Here is a 23,032-nt window from a genome sequence, read left to right as displayed (position 1 = left end):
AGCCAGGTTTACAATTTTGCCCTAGGGCGTGTTTTCAAACCCAAAGATCCCCCCCAGCCCCCCTTAAAAAGGGGGGGGAAAGAGTCTTTAAGTCCCCCTTTTTAAGGGGGATTTAGGGGGATCTAAATCTTAAGGAGTAGTTTGAAAACACGCCCTAGGCTAAATTAGTAGTGGATTCCATTTACATTAAAGCATGAATCTGGTTTGCCCGATCGCCAAATTAGTCCTCTTTAAGGGTGACTATTTTTGGGGAAAATAATGTTTAAAATAGACCTCAAGGTAGATGACAAGTCAGCGAGTGTGTTCCTATGGTTATTGCTTTTGGACGGGAAATCTGCTGCAATCTGGACTCGGCGGAGTCTCGCGAATGGTTGGTCACAAACGGGATCGGCGGTTATGCTAGTGGGACGATCGCCAATCTCCTCACCCGCCACTATCACGGTCTGCTGGTGGCTGCGCTCCAACCCCCGCTGGGACGTACTTTGATGCTGGTCAAACTGGACGAGACGGCGGTGTATCTCGATCGCCCCTATCCTCTTTATACAAACCGCTGGGCCGACGGGACGATCGAACCCCACGGCTATAACTACATCGAAAGCTTTCACATGGAAGGTACGACACCTGTTTGGAGATTTGCTCTGGCGGACGCTATCCTAGAAAAGCGGATTTGGATGCAACAAAGTGCTAACACAACGTATATTCAATATCGTTTGCACCGCGCCTCAAAACCGATCGCCCTGGCTGTCAAGGCCCTGATCGACTATCGCGACTATCACCACACCACGAGCGCCGACGATTGGCAAATCGGTCTAGAAACAGTGGAAAAAGGCGTGTGGTGACTCTAACTGGGATTTTCTAGCCAACCTCGAGACCGGGGAAGCGACAGCACTAGAAGAGAACGCTTAAGAAACTTAAACCGCTGAGTCTTGCTAGGTTTACCTAGATTTTTAAAAGCGGTGCAACTGACTTGGATGGACGCAAAAATCGGCGATTGGGTGGTGACACCGCGGATTGGTAAGCCGATCGAAATCAGCGCTCTTTGGTACAATGCCATACAAGGAATGGTCAGTTTTGCTCAAAAATTGGGAAAACCTGACTATGAATACCACAAATTCCGAGGACGGATAGTTATAGTTGACAGTTGACAGTTAACCGTTGGTTTAATCGGAGGTTTATGGCATTATTATTGGCTGGTGACATTGGCGGAACTAAGACGATTTTACGCTTAGTGGAAAAGACTGTTGAGGGTGAAATGAAACCTCTTTATGAGTTGCGCTATCCCAGTGGAGAGTTTCCAGATTTAGTGCCGATGGTGCAGCATTTTTTGGCGGAAGCTGCTGTGAAGCTGGACTTGGCACCAGTACCGGAAACAGCTTGTTTTGCGATCGCAGGCCCTGTCCTTAACAATACTGCCAAACTGACGAATTTGCCTTGGCAGCTTGAGGTAAAGCGTCTAGAACAAGAATTAGGAATATCTCATGTTAGTTTAATTAATGATTTTGTCGCCATTGGCTACGGCGTGTCTGGTTTGGATGGGACAGATTTGCACACTTTGCAAGTCGGAAAACTCCGAGAACGCGATCCAATTGCAGTGATTGGTGCGGGTACTGGTTTGGGCAAATGTTTTGCTATTCCCGACACCAATGGGCTCAGAGTTTTTTCTTCCGAAGGGGGACACGGTGATTTTGCACCTCGCTCCGAGTTGGAGTTTCAATTGCTGAAATATTTGTTAGCAAAACACGACATTCCCAGAATATCCATCGAGCGAGTAGTTTCGGGCCAGGGAATTGTGGCAATTTATCAGTTTTTGCGGGACATAAAATTTGCGCCGGAATCAGCGGAGGTAGGGAAAATTATTAAACAATGGGAGTCAGAAATTGGGAAAACTGAAAAAACGGTCGATCCCGGAGCGACAATTGCCAAGGCGGCACTGGAAAAGTGCGATCGACTTTCGGAACAAACCATGCAAATGTTTGTAGAAGCTTACGGCGCTGTGGCTGGAAATATGGGTGTCACCCTTTTACCCTACGGTGGTTTGTACATCGCTGGTGGCATTGCTGCTAAAATTTTGCCACTGATGGAAGAAGGCAGTTTTATGCGGGCGTTTACCCACAAAGGGCGCATGGATTCGCTATTGGAAATGATACCAGTTCACATTGTTTTGAATAGCAATGTAGGGTTGATTGGAGCGGCAGTTTGTGCTGCCGGTCTTTAGGGTATTTTAAGTGGATGAGGGGGGCGGGCACTCTTGGCACCGCCCCTACAAAATTATGATTTGTCTGAGAATGAAACAGCCCTGGGATGCCAGGGGGATCTAGACTGGTTGATACTCCCCATCAAATTTTATGCGATCGTAAATATCCCTTAAACTAATTTGAAACTTAACCGACTCTAAAATCAACATATCATCCTCAGACTCATACTCAGTTAAAAGCCATTTACCATCCCTTGTTTTAGCAAACTGTTCTAGGTGATAACTGTATTGGTCAATTAGAATATATTCCCGCAGTTCAGGAAGCGATCGATAACACATAAACTTCTCCCCTCTATCGTAATTCTTCGTTGACTTAGACAACACCTCCACAATCAGCAAAGGATTTGTCACAGCAGTGGTATTAGTTCCCACATACACGGGTTCACCTTGCATCACCATTACATCTGGATAAGTGTAGAAACTGTAACGCGGTATCCACAACCGCATATCATTAATAAATACCTCGTAACTCTGTCCGCCGACACTCAAGGGAAATCTTTTATAGAAATTCCCTGCAAGTTTATTGTGATTAGCAGTTCCACCAGGCCTCGGTACTATATCCCCATCTCGATATTCACTTTTGAATTCCGCAGTTTCTTCTAAAGCCAGATATTCCTCGGTCGTATAGTAGCGTTGCTTTGTTTCGGTCAGCATACTATCTTTCTCCTATACAAAATCAGATGACTAATTAGATGATAGCTTGGATTAACTAGACCAAGCAAAATAGAATATCCTTTCTACTTCTCATAGATCATATAAAATTACTGCATCTTCAAAATCTTCTTAGCCGCAGCTTCAGAAACCGGCATCACCGATAACCGATTGCCTTTCCTCACCACCAAAAGCTCATCATGACTAAAATTTTCCTTCAGTTCATCCAAAGATATTAAATTGGCAAATTCCTCCACAAACTCCACTCTCACAGTTTGCCAGCGAGGTGCAGCAAAGGTGGATTTAGCATCATAATATTCACTATTTGTATCGAACTGAGTTGGATCGGGGATATTAGTTTCAATGATACGCATCAAGCCGACTATTCCCGGTATTCTAGTATTAGAATGGTAAAAAAATACTAAATCGCCCTGACTCATTTCTCGCATAAAATTCCGAGCTTGATAATTACGAACGCCATCCCAGATCGAAATCCCATCTGATTTCAAATTCGCAATACTATAAACATCAGGTTCCGACTTCATCAACCAATAATTCATACAATCTATTCGCTATCCTCAGAATATTCTATTTACCTCCCACTAGCTTCACCTTTTTTTTGCCAGATTTGATATCCGATCGAAGAATTGGAACAAAATATGCTTCCACTTCTGCAAGCACACAGTTAAGATTAAATAAACCAAAATATGCACGCACAAAATTCCCCAATTTAAACTCAAATTTTCCCAAGTGTGCTCGTACACAGGAGTAGGCTCAAAGGGCTGAGGAAGCGTACTCCCATCGGGCAATTTAGTAGCTGCGGGAACCATGGCATTTACATTCACTAAAGAGCCATAGGCACCCACAGACCAGCGGCTTAACATCAACCAAGAAAATTTACTGGCGGCACCTTCCATCTTAAACAAAACTCCAGAAAAGATAATCTGAGGTAGTAATAAGAGAGGTAAAGCGCTATTAGCTTGAGAGCCATTTTTGACCATGGCTGAAACCACTAATCCGAGACTGACACAACTAAGTAAAGTCAGAAAAGTGGTAATGCTTACTCCCACAGGCCAGGAAATTAAACTCGGTTCTGGATGTTTAAAAGCAATCAAAATTATTGCTACCATTAAGATAGTTTGCAATAGGGCTAACCCGGAAAGGATTAAAACTTTTGAACCTACATAAGCAAATAATCCTAAATTGACTAAACGTTCGCGGAGATAAATAGCTGATTCTTTGACAATTTCTTGGATAGAAGTTGCCAATCCTACCCAAATGGCTGCACAGGTAAAGACAAACAAAACTCGCAAGGCTAAAGGTGCTAAAGTTGCTTCCGGTGCGCCTATTAACGGGTCTTTGTCTCTGACTGCAAGCCGCAGCAAACTAATGCCGATCGGGGCTGTTAAAAGAGCTAAAGTTAAGTTAACGCCGTCGCGGCAAACTAGCTGGAAATAACGTTGAGCAAGTATAACCAGTTGTTGGATAAAAGATACAGATTTTGGCTGGGGAGGGGGTGTATATTTTTTTTGTGCGGTATTTGTGGTCTTGTCTATGCTGAAATGATTTTCAATGTATTGCTGATAGTAGGGAGAATTGCTAAACTTATCCGCCCAGCTTTGAACGTTGCTTTCTTCTGTTTCTAGTTCGTTGTAAATGTCTGCAAAATCACCAGTTTTAACATCAAAAAAGTCTAGGGCTATCTTTGGTGGACCGAAGTAACAGAGGCGACCGCCACGACCCATAAATACGATACGATCGCACATGGTGATATTTGCTGTGGCGTGAGTGACTAAAATCACCGTCCGACCTTGACTTGCCAACTTTCGCAACAGTTGCATCATCTTTTTATCCAAACCGGGGTCTAGTCCTGATGTCGGTTCGTCTAAGAAGAAGAGTTTCGGGTTTGCTAACAGTTCGACTCCGATACTAACCCGTTTGCGCTGTCCGCCACTAAGTTCTTTGACTAAAGCCTTGCTGCGGTGAGTCATTTCAATATCTTCTAAGGTTTTAGCGACTACTTGCTTAACATTTGTATCGGGTGGTAGACGTAGTTTAGCTGCATAGGTTAATACTTCTTCTACTTTTAAATCAGCGTGAATAATATCATCTTGAGGGACGTAACCAATTTGATTGCGATAAATATTAAAGTTTTTTCTGAGGTCGTCGCCGTTGATATAAACGATGCCGCTAGTAGTTTTTTCAATGCTTAATAGTGTCCGCATTAATGTAGATTTTCCCGCGCCGCTACCGCCTACTAAGGCGACAAATTGCCCTGGTTCGATCGCTAATTTGATCCGCCTTAAACGCTTGGGAATCACCAGACAGTCAGCATCCAAACGAATTTGATTGCCGGAGTCTTGCATCTCCAACTCGCCACTGTGGTAAATTAGAGTAAACGGACCGATCCGAATGGCATCTCCCTCGGACAATTGTACAGAATTTGTGACTCGCTGACCGTTAACAAACACGCCGTTGGCGCTGTGGTCTTGTAAAATATAATTGCCGCGACTGTCTTGGTCAATGGTGGCGTGGCGTCTGGATACAAGGGGAGAGTCTAATTGCAGTGCTGCATTCGGATCGCGACCCAACAATACAGACCGATTTTTGAGGGAAATTGACTGTTTGTTTGATGCTACAACTTGATTTGCAGTGGGGTTAAAATATGTCAGTAAAACTTGATTTTTTGGGTCAAGACCGATTTTAATTTCTGTACCATTTTTCAGACAATAACCGTCGTTGGGAGTGATGCGGGTGCGATCGACAAATAGGCCATTAGTGCTTGGCTGTTGACCGTTACCGTCGTAAATCCAGTAATTATCACCTACTTGGCGCAAAACAGCGTGAACGCTGGAAACTGCGCGCCAGAGTTCAGGTACGATTAAATCGGCACGAGTGCGATCGCGCCCCAATACGTGTTGCTGCTGTGTCAACTCAAACTGTAAAACTTGGCCTTGACTATTTAAGACTAAATATGGTCGATTGCTTAAAGCTGTGGGTTGTCCTATGCTGCCTGTCATACTTCAATCGCGTTTGTGAGACTCACTTTGTTAGCATATCAAAACCTGGACAACTATAACGACAAAAGATACTTCACAAAACTCACATTACGCACCAGAAATTTTAATATTTTAGTTCAAGAATATAGCAATCCTTGCAGGAGTCGTAAAGTTTTTACCCCACCCCAACCCGGACCTTAGTAAGGGGAGGGGGTAAGAGAGAAATTTCACAAATGATTTAGGATTGCTATAGATGTCTCCCAAACAGATAGTCAAAAACAGGCCCTACAGCCTGTTCCACAGGAATTATGGGGGATGTGCGATCGAACTTTTTTCGGATTTACGCGGAGGTGAGAATCAGTTTTTTTTGTGAGAATACTCGTTCTTGCTCAATATTTGATAAACAACCCGGTTTCTTGAGTGCTATTCCATAGGTCCTATTAAGTAAATCCACTTAATAAAACGTAAAATACGGATGACCGAAAAGCTGACTGCATAAGTCTTCTGCCTTCTTCCTGAATTTCCCCCCTTGGGGGGGGCTGGGGGGGGGTGACTTCTTCCTTCTTCCTGAATTTCCCCCCTTGGGGGGGGCTGGGGGGGGTGACTTCTTCCTTCTTCCTGAATTTCCCCCCTTGGGGGGGGCTGGGGGGGGTGACTTCTTCCTTCTTCCTTCTACTTATCTTCTAGATGCTAGCGGAGACAGTAGCTCAAGCCGCGCGATCCTGCTACGATCGAATTAGTTAACAAAACTTTGCATAACTGCCGTGACTACACAACAGCTAGTATCAGCCAACAGCTTAGAAAAATTAATTTGGACATGGCGCGGCCACAAAATTCAATATACAGTCCAAGGAACAGGCCGCCCTCTCATCTTAATTCACGGCTTTGGAGCTTCGATCGGACATTGGAGAAACAACATCCCCGCCCTGGCGGCTGGCGGCTATCGAGTATTCGCCCTAGACTTGCTGGGATTCGGTGCTTCTGCTAAGCCAGCTCTAGATTACAGCCTAGAGTTGTGGGAAGAATTAGTGACAGATTTTTGGACGGAGTTGGTACAGGAACCGGCGGTGTTTGTCGGGAATTCCATCGGCGCTTTGCTGAGTTTGATGGTAGTCGCCAATCATCCCGAAATATCCGCCGGCGGAGTCTTGATTAATTGTGCTGGCGGACTCAACCACCGTCCCCAAGAACTTAACTTTCTTCTGGGATTAGTGATGGGGACTTTTGCTAAATTAGTTCGATCGCCCATTTTTGGCCCATTGCTATTCCACAACATCCGCCAAAAACACCGCATCCGCAACACCCTGCGCCAAGTCTACGGGAACCAGGAAGCCATTACGGAGGAACTTGTAGAACTCCTCCACGCCCCCTCCTGCGATCCGGGAGCCCAACAGGTTTTTGCGTCGATTCTGACAGCCCCCGCAGGCCCTCAACCGTCGGAATTGCTGCCTAAAGTCGATCGCCCCTTATTGGTGCTTTGGGGTGCTGATGACCCCTGGACTCCGATCGCAGGTAGTAAAATTTATCAGGATTTGGCGGATAATGGGCGATCGGTCAAATTTGTTTCGATTCCCAACACAGGGCACTGTCCCCACGACGAACGCCCCACTCAAGTGAATGCTCTGATTTTGGACTGGATGGCCCAGTTGAATTGATGAGTCTCCCCAGCATCCCGATCCTTTGTGCCGAAGGCTTTCAAGGCTGATGTTTCCGCTGTTAGAAGACTTGCCAAAAAAAGTTTTGTAAAAAGTCTTGACAGGGTTGGCTGAGTCGGCTAGAGTAATGGACGTGTGAGGAGCGAACCAGAAAAAGCACCGAGACGAAACACGGCCAGTCGTCGGTGCTTTTTCTGTTGAAACCATTTTTTTAAAATTTTAAATTATTTGACTGAGGCGATCGCATTGGGCGTTGATGCTGGTAGGGCGATCGACCAACCAAAAACCTAGGCCATTAGCTGACCTGTCATGGGAAAATTAAAGTCTTCCTAAAAGAACGGGACTTTAGACTCAAATTTTTGGTAATAAACTACAAACTTTGATTTTCTGCAACCCATTGAACGATCGCCTCACTCAGCCCATCCAATGTATATTCCTTAGCTTCCACATCTAATTTACCCAATAAATTAGAGCAACTTTTGGAAGTTTCTGGTCCGATGGAAGCGATGCAAACATTTTTCAACCAATCCTGATTGCGAGACAATTCTGGGCTTTGTTCTATCAGTTTACAAAAATTTTGTACGGTTTTGGAACTGGCAAATGTTATAATATCAACTGCTCGATTTTGCAGCGCAGCTAAGGCGATCGGATCGATGTTTTCGGGACAGCAAGATTGATAGGCTGGTGCTTCGATGACTTGGGCTCCTTTGGCGGTGAATTCTTTGACTAAAACTTCTCTGCCACCACTTTCTACTCTGGGAAATAGGATTTTGCAGTTGGTAGGGACTGTGCCCCCGCCATCGCCCTCCACGCCCTCCCAAGGGAAGTTTTCGACTAGGGAATCGGCGACAAAGTTGGGGGGAATAAAGTCTGGTTGCAAAGAGTGCGATCGCAAAGTTTCGGCGGTTTTTTTGCCGACAACTGCAATTTTAATTCCGAACAAGCTGCGGGCATCTTTGCCACTGGTTTCTAGTCTTTCAAAAAAGTAGTCTACCGCGTTGGTGGAAGTGAGAATTAACCAGTGAAAGCTTGACAATTGGGCGATCGCGCTGTCCAATGGTTCCCAGGTGGAAGGGGGACCAATAACTAGGGCCGGCATTTCGATCGCGCGGGCTCCTTGTTGCTGGAGGCGATGGGTAAATTGACCAGATTGAGAAGCTGCACGAGTCACTAAAATAGTTTTTCCTGCTAGCGGCAATGGGTTCTTATTAAGAGTGATATTTATGTCGATCATGTTGGTGCTTTGGGGCTGGATTAAATATTCGCGTAATCTTACTACTTCCCCAATAATTATCACACAAGGTGACAGAGATTGACCTGTTGTTTTGGGTATGATATCGGAGAGATTACCGCTCCAAATTTGTTGTTCTGGCCTGCCGCAATCTCGGATAATCGCGATCGGAGTTTGGCTGGATAATCCATGCTTTTGTAATTGCCAAACTATTTCACCCAAATTGCGCCCTCCCATCAATATTACCAAGGTTTCAATCTTGACTAATGCTTCCCATTCCAGAGCATCTGGTTCGTGGGCGCTCATCACGGCAAAACAGCGGCTCATTACTGGATCTGTGAGGGGAATTCCTGCTAGCAATGGTGCGGCGAAGGCGGAGGAAATTCCCGGTATGACTTCAAAGTCACAGTCCCCTGCGATTAATGCTTGAATTTCGGAGCTAGAACGTCCAAAAATAAAGGGGTCGCCACTTTTGAGGCGGACTACTTGTTTGCCTCTGTGGCAGTATTCTACTAGCAAACGGTTGATTTCTTGTTGTTGAGTTGAGGGTTTGCCTCCGCGTTTTCCGACTTCGATTTTGAGGCAAGTTACGGGGATTAATTCTAGTTGGGGGATATCGACTAGAGCGTCGTAGATTAAGACTTGGGCTTGGGAGAGCAATTTTTGCGATCGCACTGTCATCAAATCACAATCTCCGGGCCCCGCACCGACTAGATAAACTTTGCCTTTTTGGTTTTTCATAAATCGTCCTCAGTGATATACTTGATTAGGAGTTACCCAATTGTCACAATTAGTAAGGTGCGTCAGATCTCTAAACCCTGCATAATTGTTTGAGAAATTCACCTAACGCACCCTACAATTTTAAGGAATAAGACTGTATAAGCATTCTTCCTTCTTCCTTCTTCCTTCTTCCTTCTTCCTTCTTCCTTCTTCCTTCTACTTATGCAGATTATCATCATTACGGCCGCCGATGCAAATTACTTTGAACTGGTGCGAGGCACTATTTTATCGGTGCGGGAAAAACCAGAGGGGGAAAATGTGGCGATCGGCTTTTTCGATCTCGGCTGCACTCCCGAACAATTACAATGGCTAGAAACACAAGTTAATATCATTAAAAAACCAGATTTGGACTTTGATTTTCCTGGGAAAAATGAAGCTCCTCACTATCTCAAAGGACTTTTAGCACGTCCGTTTCTGCGTAGCTACTTCCCAGATTTTGACATCTACCTGTGGATAGATGCCGATGCTTGGGTGCAAGATTGGCAAGCTGTTGAACTGTTAGTTAAAGGAGCAGCAAAGCGGGGTTTAGCAGTTGTCCCCGAACTCGATCGCGGTTATTATTTAGCTTACGGCAAACTGTCTTGGTACTGGGAATTTGTTTATCGGGATTATCAAGCAGCTTTTGGGGAAGAAGTTGCCCAGAAATTGCACAGCTATCCTACCATAAATGCGGGTGTTTTTGCGCTGCACAAAAATGCACCGCACTGGGAACTTTGGGCAGAATATTTGGCCCAGGGATTGCAGCAGCACGTCTCTTTGATGAGCGACCAAATTGCCTTAAATCGTTTGGTTTATGGCACTGCACTCTTTGACACAACAGAGATGCTGCCGGCTTGGTGCAACTGGAGTTGCAACTTTGGTTTGCCCGTGTGGGACAAGCAGCGAGGTTGTTTTGTGGAGCCGTATTTGCCGCAGGAGGCGATCGGGATTCTGCACATGACCGGTCACAAACACGACTTGGTAAAATTGGCAACCACAGACGGCGATACAATAGAAATTAGCCTCCGCTACCAACCCATTCAGCCGAAAAAAATGAGAGTACAAGCACAATCGGAAACCGCAAATAATACTTTATTGCCCGCCGGAGATTACATATCCCCCGGATTGAAAATTATCCTCCCAGATGCGTACTTTCCCAACATGATAGTCGGCGATACTCAGACTTGTCCGTGGCCTTATCTACGTCGAGAAATTCCTCACAATTGGTATGTCGATGGGCGAGCTTCTTCAGTCGGCTTTCTCAGTCGCGATGAAGCACACATCCTTTACAATACAGCCCTGCAATTTTCTGGTAAAACAGCTTTAGAAATAGGCTGCTGGCTGGGTTGGTCAGCCTGTCATTTAGCCCTGGCTGGAGTTGCATTAGATGTCGTCGATCCGCTGTTAGAAAGAGAAGACATCAGACAAAGTGTCATCGATTCAATTCAAGGAGCTCTCAATGCGTCGGGAGTTCAAACCACTGTTGAACTAATTCCAGGTTACAGTCCCCAACGAGTAGAAGAATTTGCGAATCAATTCAATCGCAAATGGTCGTTAATTTTTATTGATGGAGAACACGGAGGTGATGGACCGTTAAATGATGCAATTGTTTGTGAAAAATTGGCTGAAAAAGATGCGATAATTTTATTTCATCACTTAGCTGCTCCCGATGTTGCTAAAGGTTTAAATTACTTAAAAGAAAAGGGATGGCATACTGTAATTTATCAAACAATGCAAATTATGGGTGCTGCTTGGCGGGGCAATGTTGAGCCAGTCGCACATCAACCAGACCCCAATATTGCTTGGGAGTTGCCAGCACATTTGCAAGGCTATGATGTTAGTGGCAATTCTCAAAAAACCAGCGAAATAAGTTACAAAAAAATGAACATCAACACACCGATCTGAATCAATTAGCGATCGTCCATCCCAAAATTTATTTTTACAGCTTACAAATGGCTGGAACTTCTAGCAAAAATTCCCACTCAAACCATCCACAAAGTGTAAAGCAGGTCGCAGCTTCGCCGCAGCTTGCAAGTCAACCTTTGATTTCTGTGATTATTCCCTGTTACAATCAATCTCATTTTTTACCCCAAGCAGTAACTAGCGTCATTAACCAAACTTACAAAAATTGGGAAATCATCATTATCAATGATGGCAGTTTAGATACTACTAACATAGTCGCCCAAAATTTGATAGCAGCAAATCCCCAGCATCAAATTAGGCTAATAGAACAACCTAATCAAGGGATATCAATGGCGAGGAATGCTGGGATAACAGCAGCAAATGGCGAATACATCATCCCCTTAGATGCCGATGACATCTTAGTTGAAAATGCCTTAACTTGTCTTTTAGAAATATCTCTCAAATCACAAGTACCTTGCATAGCATTTGGTTCTTATCAAATTTTTGGTGGCAATGAAAATCGCACCGTACCCAGTTATGATTTATATTCACCAATAAATATCAAACAATCTAATATGATTTGCACGTCTTCATTGTATCACAAATCTGTTTGGGATTTGGTCAACGGTTACAAAGGAGAGATGAAAGAAGGTTATGAGGATTGGGAATTTTGGGTTAATTGTCACAAACATAGCATTCCTTTTTTGGGAACGAGAGAAATAGTTCTTAATTATCGTCGCGTTCATGGTTCTAGAAATGAAAAAGCTCAACCATACCATCATAAATTGGTAGCACAAATTGTTTGTTACAATCCAGAACTATACGATATTGAATGTGTAAACAGTGCTAACAGACTATTGAAATCAATCGCCAATTAATCTTTTTTATCTGGTAGGGTGCGTCGCTGCTATATTTTTGATTTTAATTGCAGATTGTCGAGTGCGACGCACCTTACAGTATCTATCGGTGGATTGAAATTGTAATTTCAACCTACATTTTATGTCAATTCTGGTTGTATCGGAATGATTTAACCGCGAAGGCGCGAAGTACGCGAAGGCAGAGAAGAGAGAGTGAGAGGGCGGGGCGGGTTTTTGAAATTGTTAGTTTTGGGGCGATTATTGTTGATGAACCCGCCCCTACGGGAATTATGTATATAGCCCGCCAATCACATCCAAAAAACGCTTAACCTGTTTTTCCCAAGTCCAATCAAGCATGAAATTCGCCGCAGCTAAACCGCGACTTTTAGCTTGTTCCCGATTAGTATAAACTTGTTCCAAAGCCTCGACGACTTCATCAACATCAGACTCTCCCCAGCCTTCTATACCTGAAAAATGAACAGTAGGTTTAACTCGTCCCTGACTTGATAAAGGATAGCAATTATTGCTGCTAATCAAATCTAAATGACCCGTATTTGCTGATAAAATAGTAGGAATTCCGCAGGCCATGCTTTCCATTGCGACTAAATTAGTGCCGCCTTCGCAGCGATTGGTGAAAACGGCTGCATCGGCTTCTCGCAATATTTGTCCGGCGAGATGATTGGGAATTAAGCCAATGTCGATAAAAGAGTCAACAGGTAAACCGTTAGCTACTAACCATTGGGCAATTCCTAAACTGCCATCGCGGTTAATATTCGGAAATCCGATGACGTTTCCGGTTTGTTCTATTCCTAACATATATTGAGGCCAGAAGTTGTGCCATGCTGTTAGTAATAATGCTTCGGGATGTTTTTTGTGAAAGCGTTTGTAAGCGGCGACAATAATATCTTGACCTTTGCGATATTCTAGTTTGCCGCCGGAGAAGATGACAAAGCGATCGCCAAATAGATTAGATTTGGGTGCAGGATGGAAAATTGCGGGGTCAATGCCTTGATTTACCATGGCGACATTAGTCAAGCCGTAGCTTTTCAAAACATCGGCATTCCAGTGGGAACCGGCGACAATCGAACTATATTTTTTGGCTTTTTCTAATGCTTCTGCTGTGATTCTGGTGTCTTCAAAAAAGATGACTCCCACTGGAAAGTCACTGGTAATTTGATTTTCCACACCAGAGGATGCTAAATTATTGCCCAGGGCGTAAAGTGCTGGAAAGTTGCAATTGATTTGTTTGTCTGAATTTGCTGCTACTAATTCTTGAAACTGTTTCTGTTTTTCTAATAATGGTAATAACAGCGATTTGTGCAGCGGATTGATAATTTCTGAGATGGAATGTGGTGCTAATAGTGCAACTTTCCAGGCGGGATTTCTCGCCAGTTGCAGTGTTAAATTCATGCCATAAATTCCCCAGCCGCTGGTGACGCTGACTGGCCAGGTGATACCTATTCCTGTTAGTTTTTGGGGTGTTTGTGGGGGTTTAATTTGAGGCTGAGCCAAAGCATCTGCGTTCCCAGGCTGAGCCTGGGAACGAGGGCCTGTTTTCAAACCCGGAGATCCCCCCAGCAAGCGGGCGGGCACGGGGGCACCGCCCCTACAAAGGGGGGAGAATTCACTCAAAGTCCCCCTTTTTAAGGGGGATTTAGGGGGATCTGAATCTAATTGGAAAGCTTGAAAACACTCCCTAGGGGTTAGTGGGGGCGTTTCTGGGGCTTGAATTTGAGGCTGAGCCTGGGAACGAGTAATTTGAGGCGGAGCCAAAGCATCTGCGTTCCCAGGCTGAGCCTGGGAACGAGGGCCTGTTTTCAAACCCGGAGATCCCCCCAGCAAGCGGGCGGGCACGGGGGCACCGCCCCTACAAAGGGGGGAGAATTCACTCAAAGTCCCCCTTTTTAAGGGGGATTTAGGGGGATCTGAATCTAATTGGAAAGCTTGAAAACACTCCCTAGGGGTTAGTGGGGGCGTTTCTGGGGCTTGAATTTGAGGCTGAGCCTGGGAACGAGTAATTTGAGGCGGAGCCAAAGCATCTGCGTTCCCAGGCTGAGCCTGGGAACGAGGGCCTGTTTTCAAACCCGGAGATCCCCCCAGCAAGCGGGCGGGCACGGGGGCACCGCCCCTACAAAGGGGGGAGAATTCACTCAAAGTCCCCCTTTTTAAGGGGGATTTAGGGGGATCTGAATCTAATTGGAAAGCTTGAAAACACTCCCTAGGGGTTAGTGGGGGCGTTTCTGGGGCTTGAATTTGAGGCTGAGCCTGGGAACGAGTAGATTGTAGGGGCGGTGCCCCCGTGCCCGCCCTCTCTTGCAAGGCTGTTTTTAGGCGATCGCACACTCCCTCCCAATCACCCGCTTTTTGCTGTCTAAACAACCGCACAGTGGGATACCAAGGGCTGTCTTCACGCTCCAACATCCACCGCCAATCGGGCACAAAAGAGAGCAAAATCCAGACTGGTTTTCCTAAAGCACCGGCTAAGTGGGCGACAGCAGTATCTACACAAATTACTAAATCCAGTTGGGAAATAATGGCTGCGCTGTCGGCAAAATCTCCTAACTCTGGGTTCAAATCCTGCACTTGCTGTTGATTTAATAAAGTGCGATCGCCCGGTGACAAGTCTTTCTGAAGGTTATAAAAACTAACTCCTGGCACGTTTAAAAACTTCCTAAAATCCTTCAACGTACAGGAGCGATCGTGATTTTTTCGGTGCAGCGGGCTACCAGACCAAACAATTCCTACTTTGAGTTGATTGTTGGGTTCTAGGAAATATTTAAAATCCTGTGGGGGAGCTAGATAAGGAATATTCACGGGTACATTTTCTAAGGTAGTACCCATAATTTTGGGTAGACTCAACAGTGGCGCTTGTAGTTGAAACTCTTGCAAATCCTTGGGCCTTGTTACTACAAGATCTATGCCTGCAACTCCTGCAAATAAACGCTGCAAAGATTGATGACAAGCAACAATAACTTGGCCACCTTTTTGCTTAACTAAAGGTGCGTAACGGATAAAATGAATGGCATCGCCAAAACCTTGTTCGGAGTGCAACAAAATAGTTTTTCCCTGGAAATTACCACCATCCCAAAGTGGTTGGGCGAAATATCTGGATTCCAATTCTTGAGTTTGCCAGCGCCATTCATATTCAGCAAAACCGCGGGAAAAATTGCCAGTTAGCAGCAAGGCTAAGGCTAGTCTCAAATGAGTATGCGCTGAGTCTGAAGATAATTGAATTGCTCGATCGTAATATTCGATCGCAAGAGCAACTTTTCCCTCTTCTTCGAGAGCGCAACCTAAGTATAAGTTAGTTTCACCTTGATTGGGGTCGATTTCTAGGGCTTGTTGATAATGGGAAATTGCCTCGGATATTAGCCCATTTTCTTGTTGGAGATGGCCTAAATAACTATGGGCTTCTGGGTGCTGGGGATTCATCGCAATTACTTGTTGGTATCGGGCGATCGCTGCTGCTTTTTTACCCTGTTTGTTGAGAGCATTTGCTATGTGAAATTCTACCTGAGCGGGTGATAATAAATTAGACTGTAGGGGCGGTGCCCCCGTGCCCGCCCTGTCTTGTGGATGGTGCGTGCCCGCCCTGTCTTGTGGATGGTGCGTACCCACCATGTGTTGTAAGGCTGTTTTTAGGCGATCGAATACTCCCTCCCAATCACCCGGTTTTTGCTGACGAAACAACCGTGCTGTCGGATACCAAGGGCTATCTTCTCTCTCCAACATCCACCGCCAATCGGGCACAAAAGAGAGCAAAATCCAGACTGGTTTTCCCAAAGCACCGGCTAAGTGGGCGACAGCGGTATCTACAGAAATTACTAAATCCAATTGCGCTATCACCGCTGCGGTATCTGCCAAATCTTTCAAATTATCGCTTAAATCTGTGACTGGAATTTGACTTAATAAAGTGCGATCGCCCGCCGATAATTCTTTGTGAAGACTGTAAAAACTTACTCCTGGAAGATCTAACAATTTCAGAAAATAGCTTAAATCAGTCGATCGCATAAAATCTTTCAAATGTTCCGAACTCCCAGCCCAAACAATCCCTATTTTAAAATTTGGGTTTGAATCTAGGGAGAAATTCCCGTCAGCAGGAGGCGATAAATAAGGAATATTTGCCGGGATATTTTCTAGGTTGGTTCCCAAAATATAGGGCAAACTCATCAGCGGTGCTTGTAACTGAAATTCCGGCAAATCCTCTACTTTAACTACTACTTGTTCACTCCCAGGAATTGTTTTGAATAAGCGCTTAAGTTCTGGATAGCAAGAAACCCATACTTTGCCACCTTTTTGCTGGAGAATGGAGGCGTAACGTACAAACTGAATCGCATCGCCCAAACCTTGTTCGCAACGCAACAAAATAGTTTTTCCTGCCAAATCAGAACCATCCCAAACTGGCTGTGCTAAAGGGAACCACTCCAATTGTTTTCCCTGATCTGTTTCCCATCGCCATTCGTACTCAGCAAAACCGCGCTCGAAGTCTCCATTCAACAGTAATGCTAAGCTTAAATTGAAATGAGCTTTGCCACATTTTGCATCAAGTTTCAAGGCTCGTTCGTAAGAGGCAATTGCTTTGGGTATGTCGCCAATTCCTTCTAAAGCACTGCCTAGATTATTCAAACTTTCCACAGAATATGGCTGCAAAACTAAGGCGGTTTCTAAATTATCAATTGCCGAGGGAAATTCGTGTATTTTTAAGTACAAATTACCCAAATAATAGTATCCTTGCGGGTTGTCAGGTTCTAGGTAAATGCACTGTTGATAAAAGCGTTTAGCCTCTTCTGGCTGACCTTTGGCTTCCATTGCTACGCCCAAATTTATCAGTGCTGGCACGTAATTAGAAGTAGCAAAAAGTGCTTGCTGAAAATAAGCGATCGCACTGGAAAATTCTCCCTGCTGCTGGAGAATTGAGCCGAGATTGTTCAGAGCTTTGACATAGAGTGGATTCAGGGCGATCGCCTTTTGAAAACAAGACACAGCCTCAGCCATATTCCCCTGGGATTGGTGCAAAATACCCAAGTTGTTGTAGCCTTGAGGGGAGTCTGGGTCGATTTCTATGGCTCGTAAATAATATTTTGCTGCCTCGGTAAAATCGCCGATTTGGTGCAGCGTCACCGCCAAATTAGTGGTAGCTGCTATCAAATCTGGCCGATCAACTAAAGCTTTTTTAAAATAGGCGATCGCCTCGGAAAATTTCCCCTGGGACTTCAGCAGATTTCCCCGATTAAACTGTTGTTGAGCTAACTCTAGAAGGGACTGATTTTCGATTAAATTTTCATCGGGTTGATGCTCGCAAATCTGAGCTTTTAGTGCTAAAGCCACCCGCCCAAAAACCCCTTCCCAATCCCCGGTTTTTTCCTGTCGAAACAACCTCGCCGTCGGATACCAAGGACTCTCTTCCCCCTCCAACATCCAGCGCCAATCGGGGGTAAAACAAAGCAAAATCCACACTGGTTTACCCAATGCACCAGCCAAATGCGCCACAGAAGTATCCATGGAAATGACTAAATCCAGAGCCGAAATGGCCACGGCTGTATCAGCAAAATCATGCAAATAAGCACTTAAATCTGCAATTTGCATTTGCTCTAATAAGGTACGTTCTGCTTCTGGGCATTCCTTTTGTAAGCTGTAAAACTCTACTCCCGGAATATCTAATAGTTTTACCACGCAAGTTAAGGGAAATGAACGCAGGTTATTTTGGGAATTTTTAGGATTTCCAGACCAGACAATTCCTACTTTTAAGTTAGAAGTTGGATGAAGAGTAAATTCTAGACCTGGTGGCGGTGCTAAATAGGGAACCTGGGCGGGTATAGTTGCTAAAGTTGTTCCCAAAAGGTGAGGTAAACTCATTAATTGGGCGCGGACATCAAAATCCGGCGCTGTTTCTGGATCGACTATTAATCGATCGATGGCCCAAACCTGTTCAAATAACCGCTGTAATTGGGGCGAACACCAAACAATGACGTTGCCGCCTTTTTGCTTAACTAAATCTGCGTAGCGGATAAACTGAATGGCATCGCCTAAACCCTGTTCTGGGCAAAGCAAAATAGTTTTTCCATCCAAATCTTTGCCATCCCAAAAAGGCTGGATAAAGTTATTAGTGGGAAACTGTTTTTCTTGAACTAGCAGCCGCCATTCATACTCGGAAAAACCGCGTTCAAAATCTCCCATCAGCAACAAAGCTAAAGCGAGATTTAAGTGAGCTTCTGGGTGAGTTTTATTGAACTCAACTCCGTGACTGTAGCAGGCGACAGCATCTGTAAACTGTCCTTGTTGTCGCAAAGCATTTCCCAAACCGTTGCAGGAATTAATTCCATCGGGTTGAAGTTCGATCGCCCGTTGGTAACATTCGATCGCCTCTGCCATTTTGCCATCATCCTCAAAAGCCTTACCCAGATTGTTCAAAGCTGTTGGGAAGTCTGGTTTGAGACTCAAAGCTTGGTGATAGCAGGCGATCGCCTTGGCAATTTTTCCCTGTTTCTGAAACACAATTCCGAGATTACAATGAGCCTCAGCATGGGATGGCAATTTCTGAATCGCTTGCTGACAAACGGCTAGAGCCTCATCTAACTTTCCTTGCTGTTGCAGGGAACTCCCCAAACTAATCAGAGTTTCTGCTAAACTCGGTTGCAGTGCAGTCGATCGCTCGTAATAGGCGATCGCCTTGGCAATTTTTCCCTGTCGAATAGTAGCGTAGGCTAGATTGTGCAAGGCTTCAAAGTAATTCGGTTCGATCGCGATCGCCCGTTCATAATTGGCGATCGCCCGATCGTAAAACTCCTTGGCTTCCCCTTCTTTATCCCCTTGTTTTTCCAAAGCAATGCCCAAATTCAAGTAAGCTTCAGGACTATTTGGATTAACTTGAATCCCTTGCTGATAGCAGTTTATCGCCTCCGCCAACTCCCCTTGGGCTTCCCGCGCCAGCCCCAGATTAATCCAAGCTTCGGCGCAATTAGGGTTTAAACTCAAAGCGCGATCGTAAACTGCGATCGCCTCTGCTGTTTCCCCTGCATCCGCCAGAGCACTCCCCAAATTGCTGAGAGTTTCCGCCAAATTCGGCTCAAGGGCTAAAGCTTGGCGGTAATGGGCGATCGCCTCTGGGAGCAAACCCATTTGTTGTTTGACAACACCCAGATTGCTGTACGCCATGGAGTTATGAGGATCGATCGCGATCGCCCTGGAGTAGCATTCGATCGCACCCGGAAACTTGCCTTGTCGCTGCAAATCACGCCCCTCCAGCAACGCTGCATCGGCCAAATCCGAAGGCGCGCCATGCTGAGAAACCGCCAGCCCCAGAGCCTGCACCACCCGCCCAAAAACATCCTCCCAATCGCCCCTGATCGACTGACGAAACAACCGCGCCGTCGGATACCAAGGACTATCTTCCCGCTCCAAAAGCCAGCGCCAATCGGGGGAAAACGCCAGCAAAATCCACACTGGTTTGCCCAAAGCCCCCGCCAAATGGGCAACAGCGGTATCGACGGTAATCACTAAATCCAGTTGAGCGATGGCGGCTGCGGTATCAGCCAAATCCCCCAAATGCGGGCTCAAATCGACGATCGAGGTTTGATGTAACAACGTGCGATCGGTATCTGAAAGCTCTTTCTGCAAGCTATAAAAACTCACCCCTGAAACGTCCAAAAGTGGGAGAAATGCGCTCAAACTGCAAGAACGCTGCATATTTTTGCGATGTTTAGGATTCCCCGCCCAGACAATCCCAACTTTGAATTTGCGTCCTGGTAATAGGGCAAATTGACAATCCGCAGGCGCTGTTAAATAAGCAGTATTTCCCGGTATTGTTGACTTAGTTGTACCGAGAATATGTGGCAAACTTAACATCGGCGATTGCACATCAAATTCCGGGATAGGCTCGCCTTTAACTATTAGTAAATCAATGCCATCAACGGTGGAAAACAAGCGATGTAATTGCGGATAACAGCCAACAATTACTCGTCCCCCTTTATTTTTGACGATCGCAGCATAGCGCACAAACTGAATTGAATCGCCCAAACCTTGTTCGGCGTGGAGTAAAATCGTCTTTCCCTGTAAATCAGAACCATCCCAAAGGGGACGATATTCTCTGGCTGAAATTGTATCATCTGGTCCCGTCAAGAAACCGGAATGACTTGTGTGAAATCCTTGAATTTTCCAGCGCCATTCGTATTCCGCCAAACCATTTTCTAAGTCTCCCACCAACAGCAAAGCCAGGGACAAATTCAGGCGAGCGCTAGCGTGTTCTGGATTCAAAGATATCACTCGTCGATAACAGGCGATCGCATCTTCTACCGCGCCTTTTTCGAGAAAAGTCCGACCTAAATTGTTGATAGCTTCCACAAAATCTGGCAGCAATTCCAGAGCTTTATGATAATATTCCAGGGCATCTTCTAAATTCCCCTGTTCTTGCAATACTGTCCCCAGATTGTTTAAAGCTTCCCAGCTATGGGGTTGAACTTCCAGCGCTCGCCGATAGAGATTTACCGCCTCTAAAAGTTCGCCATTTTCTTGTAGCGCCACGGCCAAATTTATCAGTGCAGGTACGAAATCTGGTTGCACCGCCAGAGCTTTTTGGTAATGTTCGATCGCATCTTGTGCTTGACCTTTTTCTTCAAAAATTTTTGCCAAATTGTAAGCTGTTTGAGGAATATTTTGGTCGAGTTTCCAAGCTTCTCTATAGTGGGGGATTGCTGCATCTAATTCTCCCTTTTCTTGTTGGAGAAAACCCAAGTTAATTCTGGCTTGGACGCAATTGGGGACAGTAGAAATAATCTGTTCATAAAGGGCGATCGCCTCTTCTTTCTCGCCGCTTTCCATTAAGGAGTCTGCTTGCTGCAATTGTGCTTCTATATTAGCAGACACCAATAAACTTAAAGCAGCTTTGACATCCTCAAACAATGCTTGCCAATTTTCCGGCTGACTTTGGCGAAACAGTCTCGCCGTCGGATACCAAGGATTGTCCTCTCTATCTAGCAGCCAACGCCAGTCAGGAGCAAAGGAAAGTAACACCCAAACTGGTTTTCCCAAAGCACCAGCCAAATGTGCAACCGAGGTATCAACGCTGATGACTAAATCCAGTTGAGCGATGGCGGCTGCGGTATCAGCAAAGTCGTTGAGATGGGGACTCAAATCCGGGACTAGGTGTTGATGTAATAAAGCGCGATCGTCTTCGGACAAGTTTTTTTGTAAACTATAAATAGCGATTCCCGGCACATCTAAAAATTGCATAAAATCGCTCAAATTGCAAGAGCGTTGAGCATCTTTTCGGCGTTTGGGATTTCCTGCCCACACAATTCCCACCTTCAATTTAGCATCGGAAGCTAGGGCAAATTTGCATTCAGAAGGCGGGGCTAAGTAAGGAATATTTGCCGGGATTGTTTCCAAAGTTGTCCCCAAAATATAAGGCAAACTCATTAACGGTGCGTGAACATCAAAGGCCGGCAAACCTTTAAAATTAAGTGACAAATATTCCACCCCAGCAACTGTAGCAAATAATCGCATCAATTCTGGATAGCAAACCAATATCACTTTTGCCCCTTGACTGTAAAGCATCGGCGCGTAGCGAATAAACTGAATCGAGTCACCGAAACCTTGCTCAACGTGGAGTAAAATAGTTTTTCCCTGTAAACTCGAACCATCCCAAACTGGTTGGGTAAATTGTCTCGGTTGTAGTTGGGAAGTGCGCCACCGCCACTCATACTCAGCAAAGCCGCGTCGGAAATCTCCGAATAATAACAAACTTAGGGCAAATTCTACGTGGGCTGTGCTGTTTTCTGGCTGCAATTCTAAGGCTCGACAATGACAGGAGAATGCTGATTTAAATTGTCCGAGATCGACAAAAGCATGACCCAGATTATTAATTGCATCGATTAAATCTGGTTTTAATTTTAAAGCTTGTTGGTAATAGGATATTGCTAGCTGTATTTTGCCTTGTTCGTGGTATCCTGCGCCGAGGTTATTCACGCATTCAGCATTGTTGGAATCTAGTTTTAGTGCTTGTTGATAACAGTCAATGGCTGCTTGAAATTCACCTTGCTGTTGCCACATTGTTCCTAAAGCGATTATGGTATTGATTAAATCGGGATTGGTCTCTAAAGCTTTTTGGTAGCAAGCAATGGCGGCCTGGGTTTGACCTTGTTCTTTGAAAAGATTACCTAAATTATGGGCGATTTCGCTCCAAGTTGGTTCTATTTTCAGGGCTGTTTGGTAGTAGCTAATAGCGGCGTTGGTGTCGCCCTGTTGCTGTTTTAGCCAGCCGAGATTTTTGTGGGCTAGTGCTGTATGGGGAGCGATTTGAAGGACTTGTTCGTAGGAGGCGATCGCCTGTTGATGTTCGCCAATATCGAACAAAACATGAGCCTTGTTTAAATGCGCTTCTACAAAATCGGGCTGTTGGGCGATCGCTTGTTCATAAAAGGCGATCGCCTCGGCCATTTTACCCTGCTGTCTCACAGCGATTCCCAACAAACAAAGCACATTCGCAGACTCCGGGTGTACGGCTATGACTTGTCGGTACAAACTTTCAGCTTCTAACAAACGCCCCGCTTGGTGATATTCCCAAGCAATTTTCAAAGACTCTTCCACATTCAGTTTACTGACAGGTTGTTGTGATTTCTTTTGACAAGCCATAGTTATCTGTGTTGTTTGGGATTTCGCTAACTGGTAAGTGCCAACTTTTTGTAATGTGTTAACTATTCCTTCCTTCTATTTACCTCCTCCCTCAG

The 23,032-nt window shown here is 45.2% G+C and carries 10 protein-coding genes and 1 pseudogene; 6 read left to right on the top strand and 5 right to left on the bottom strand.

Features of this window, described 5'->3' with window-relative positions:
• Positions 1-308 precede the first annotated feature (308 nt).
• The 3 genes and pseudogenes from P2A85_RS03890 to P2A85_RS03880 all read left to right on the top strand — a co-directional run.
• Positions 309-833: pseudogene (locus tag P2A85_RS03890) on the top strand (glycogen debranching enzyme N-terminal domain-containing protein); the annotation flags it as partial.
• 123 nt (positions 834-956) lie between these two features.
• Positions 957-1,145, top strand: coding sequence for an amylo-alpha-1,6-glucosidase (locus P2A85_RS03885; protein WP_377481287.1), 189 nt, complete (start codon positions 957-959; stop codon positions 1,143-1,145).
• Between the two features lie 29 nt (positions 1,146-1,174).
• Positions 1,175-2,215, top strand: coding sequence for a glucokinase (locus tag P2A85_RS03880; protein WP_377477657.1), 1,041 nt, complete (start codon positions 1,175-1,177; stop codon positions 2,213-2,215).
• Positions 2,216-2,314: 99 nt separating this feature from the next.
• On the opposite strand, the gene P2A85_RS03875 is transcribed toward P2A85_RS03880, so the two are convergent.
• The 3 genes from P2A85_RS03875 to P2A85_RS03865 form a co-directional block, all read right to left on the bottom strand.
• The gene (locus P2A85_RS03875; RefSeq protein ID WP_377477655.1) at positions 2,315-2,908 is read right to left on the bottom strand and encodes a Uma2 family endonuclease; all 594 of its coding nucleotides are present in this window, start codon (positions 2,906-2,908) and stop codon (positions 2,315-2,317) included.
• Between the two features lie 107 nt (positions 2,909-3,015).
• On the bottom strand, positions 3,016-3,465 hold the full coding sequence (locus P2A85_RS03870) for an EVE domain-containing protein (protein WP_377477653.1): 450 nt from the start codon (positions 3,463-3,465) through the stop codon (positions 3,016-3,018).
• Between the two features lie 48 nt (positions 3,466-3,513).
• Positions 3,514-5,925: an FHA domain-containing protein gene (locus P2A85_RS03865; protein WP_377477651.1), complete on the bottom strand. Its 2,412-nt coding sequence runs from the start codon at positions 5,923-5,925 to the stop codon at positions 3,514-3,516.
• 743 nt (positions 5,926-6,668) lie between these two features.
• Between P2A85_RS03865 and P2A85_RS03860 the strand changes: the two genes are divergently transcribed.
• Positions 6,669-7,559 (top strand): alpha/beta fold hydrolase, encoded by an 891-nt coding sequence (locus tag P2A85_RS03860; RefSeq protein WP_377477649.1) that lies wholly within the window; start codon positions 6,669-6,671, stop codon positions 7,557-7,559.
• Between the two features lie 370 nt (positions 7,560-7,929).
• On the opposite strand, the gene cobA is transcribed toward P2A85_RS03860, so the two are convergent.
• Complete coding sequence (cobA, locus tag P2A85_RS03855) at positions 7,930-9,531, bottom strand: uroporphyrinogen-III C-methyltransferase (RefSeq protein WP_377477647.1); 1,602 nt, start codon at positions 9,529-9,531, stop codon at positions 7,930-7,932.
• Between the two features lie 201 nt (positions 9,532-9,732).
• Between cobA and P2A85_RS03850 the strand changes: the two genes are divergently transcribed.
• Entirely contained in the window at positions 9,733-11,454 is a 1,722-nt protein-coding gene (locus tag P2A85_RS03850; protein ID WP_377477645.1) for a class I SAM-dependent methyltransferase, read from the top strand.
• 47 nt (positions 11,455-11,501) lie between these two features.
• A complete protein-coding gene (locus tag P2A85_RS03845; protein WP_377477643.1) occupies positions 11,502-12,329 on the top strand; it encodes a glycosyltransferase family 2 protein in 828 nt (275 codons plus the stop codon).
• 267 nt (positions 12,330-12,596) lie between these two features.
• Here P2A85_RS03845 and P2A85_RS03840 read toward each other — a convergent pair whose 3' ends face one another.
• A complete protein-coding gene (locus P2A85_RS03840; protein ID WP_377477641.1) occupies positions 12,597-22,937 on the bottom strand; it encodes a tetratricopeptide repeat protein in 10,341 nt (3,446 codons plus the stop codon).
• Positions 22,938-23,032 lie beyond the last annotated feature (95 nt).

The organism is Microcoleus anatoxicus (assembly GCF_042465725.1).
Classification (GTDB): Bacteria; Cyanobacteriota; Cyanobacteriia; order Cyanobacteriales; family Microcoleaceae; genus Microcoleus; species Microcoleus anatoxicus.
This window is presented reverse-complemented; position numbering and strand designations above follow the sequence as displayed.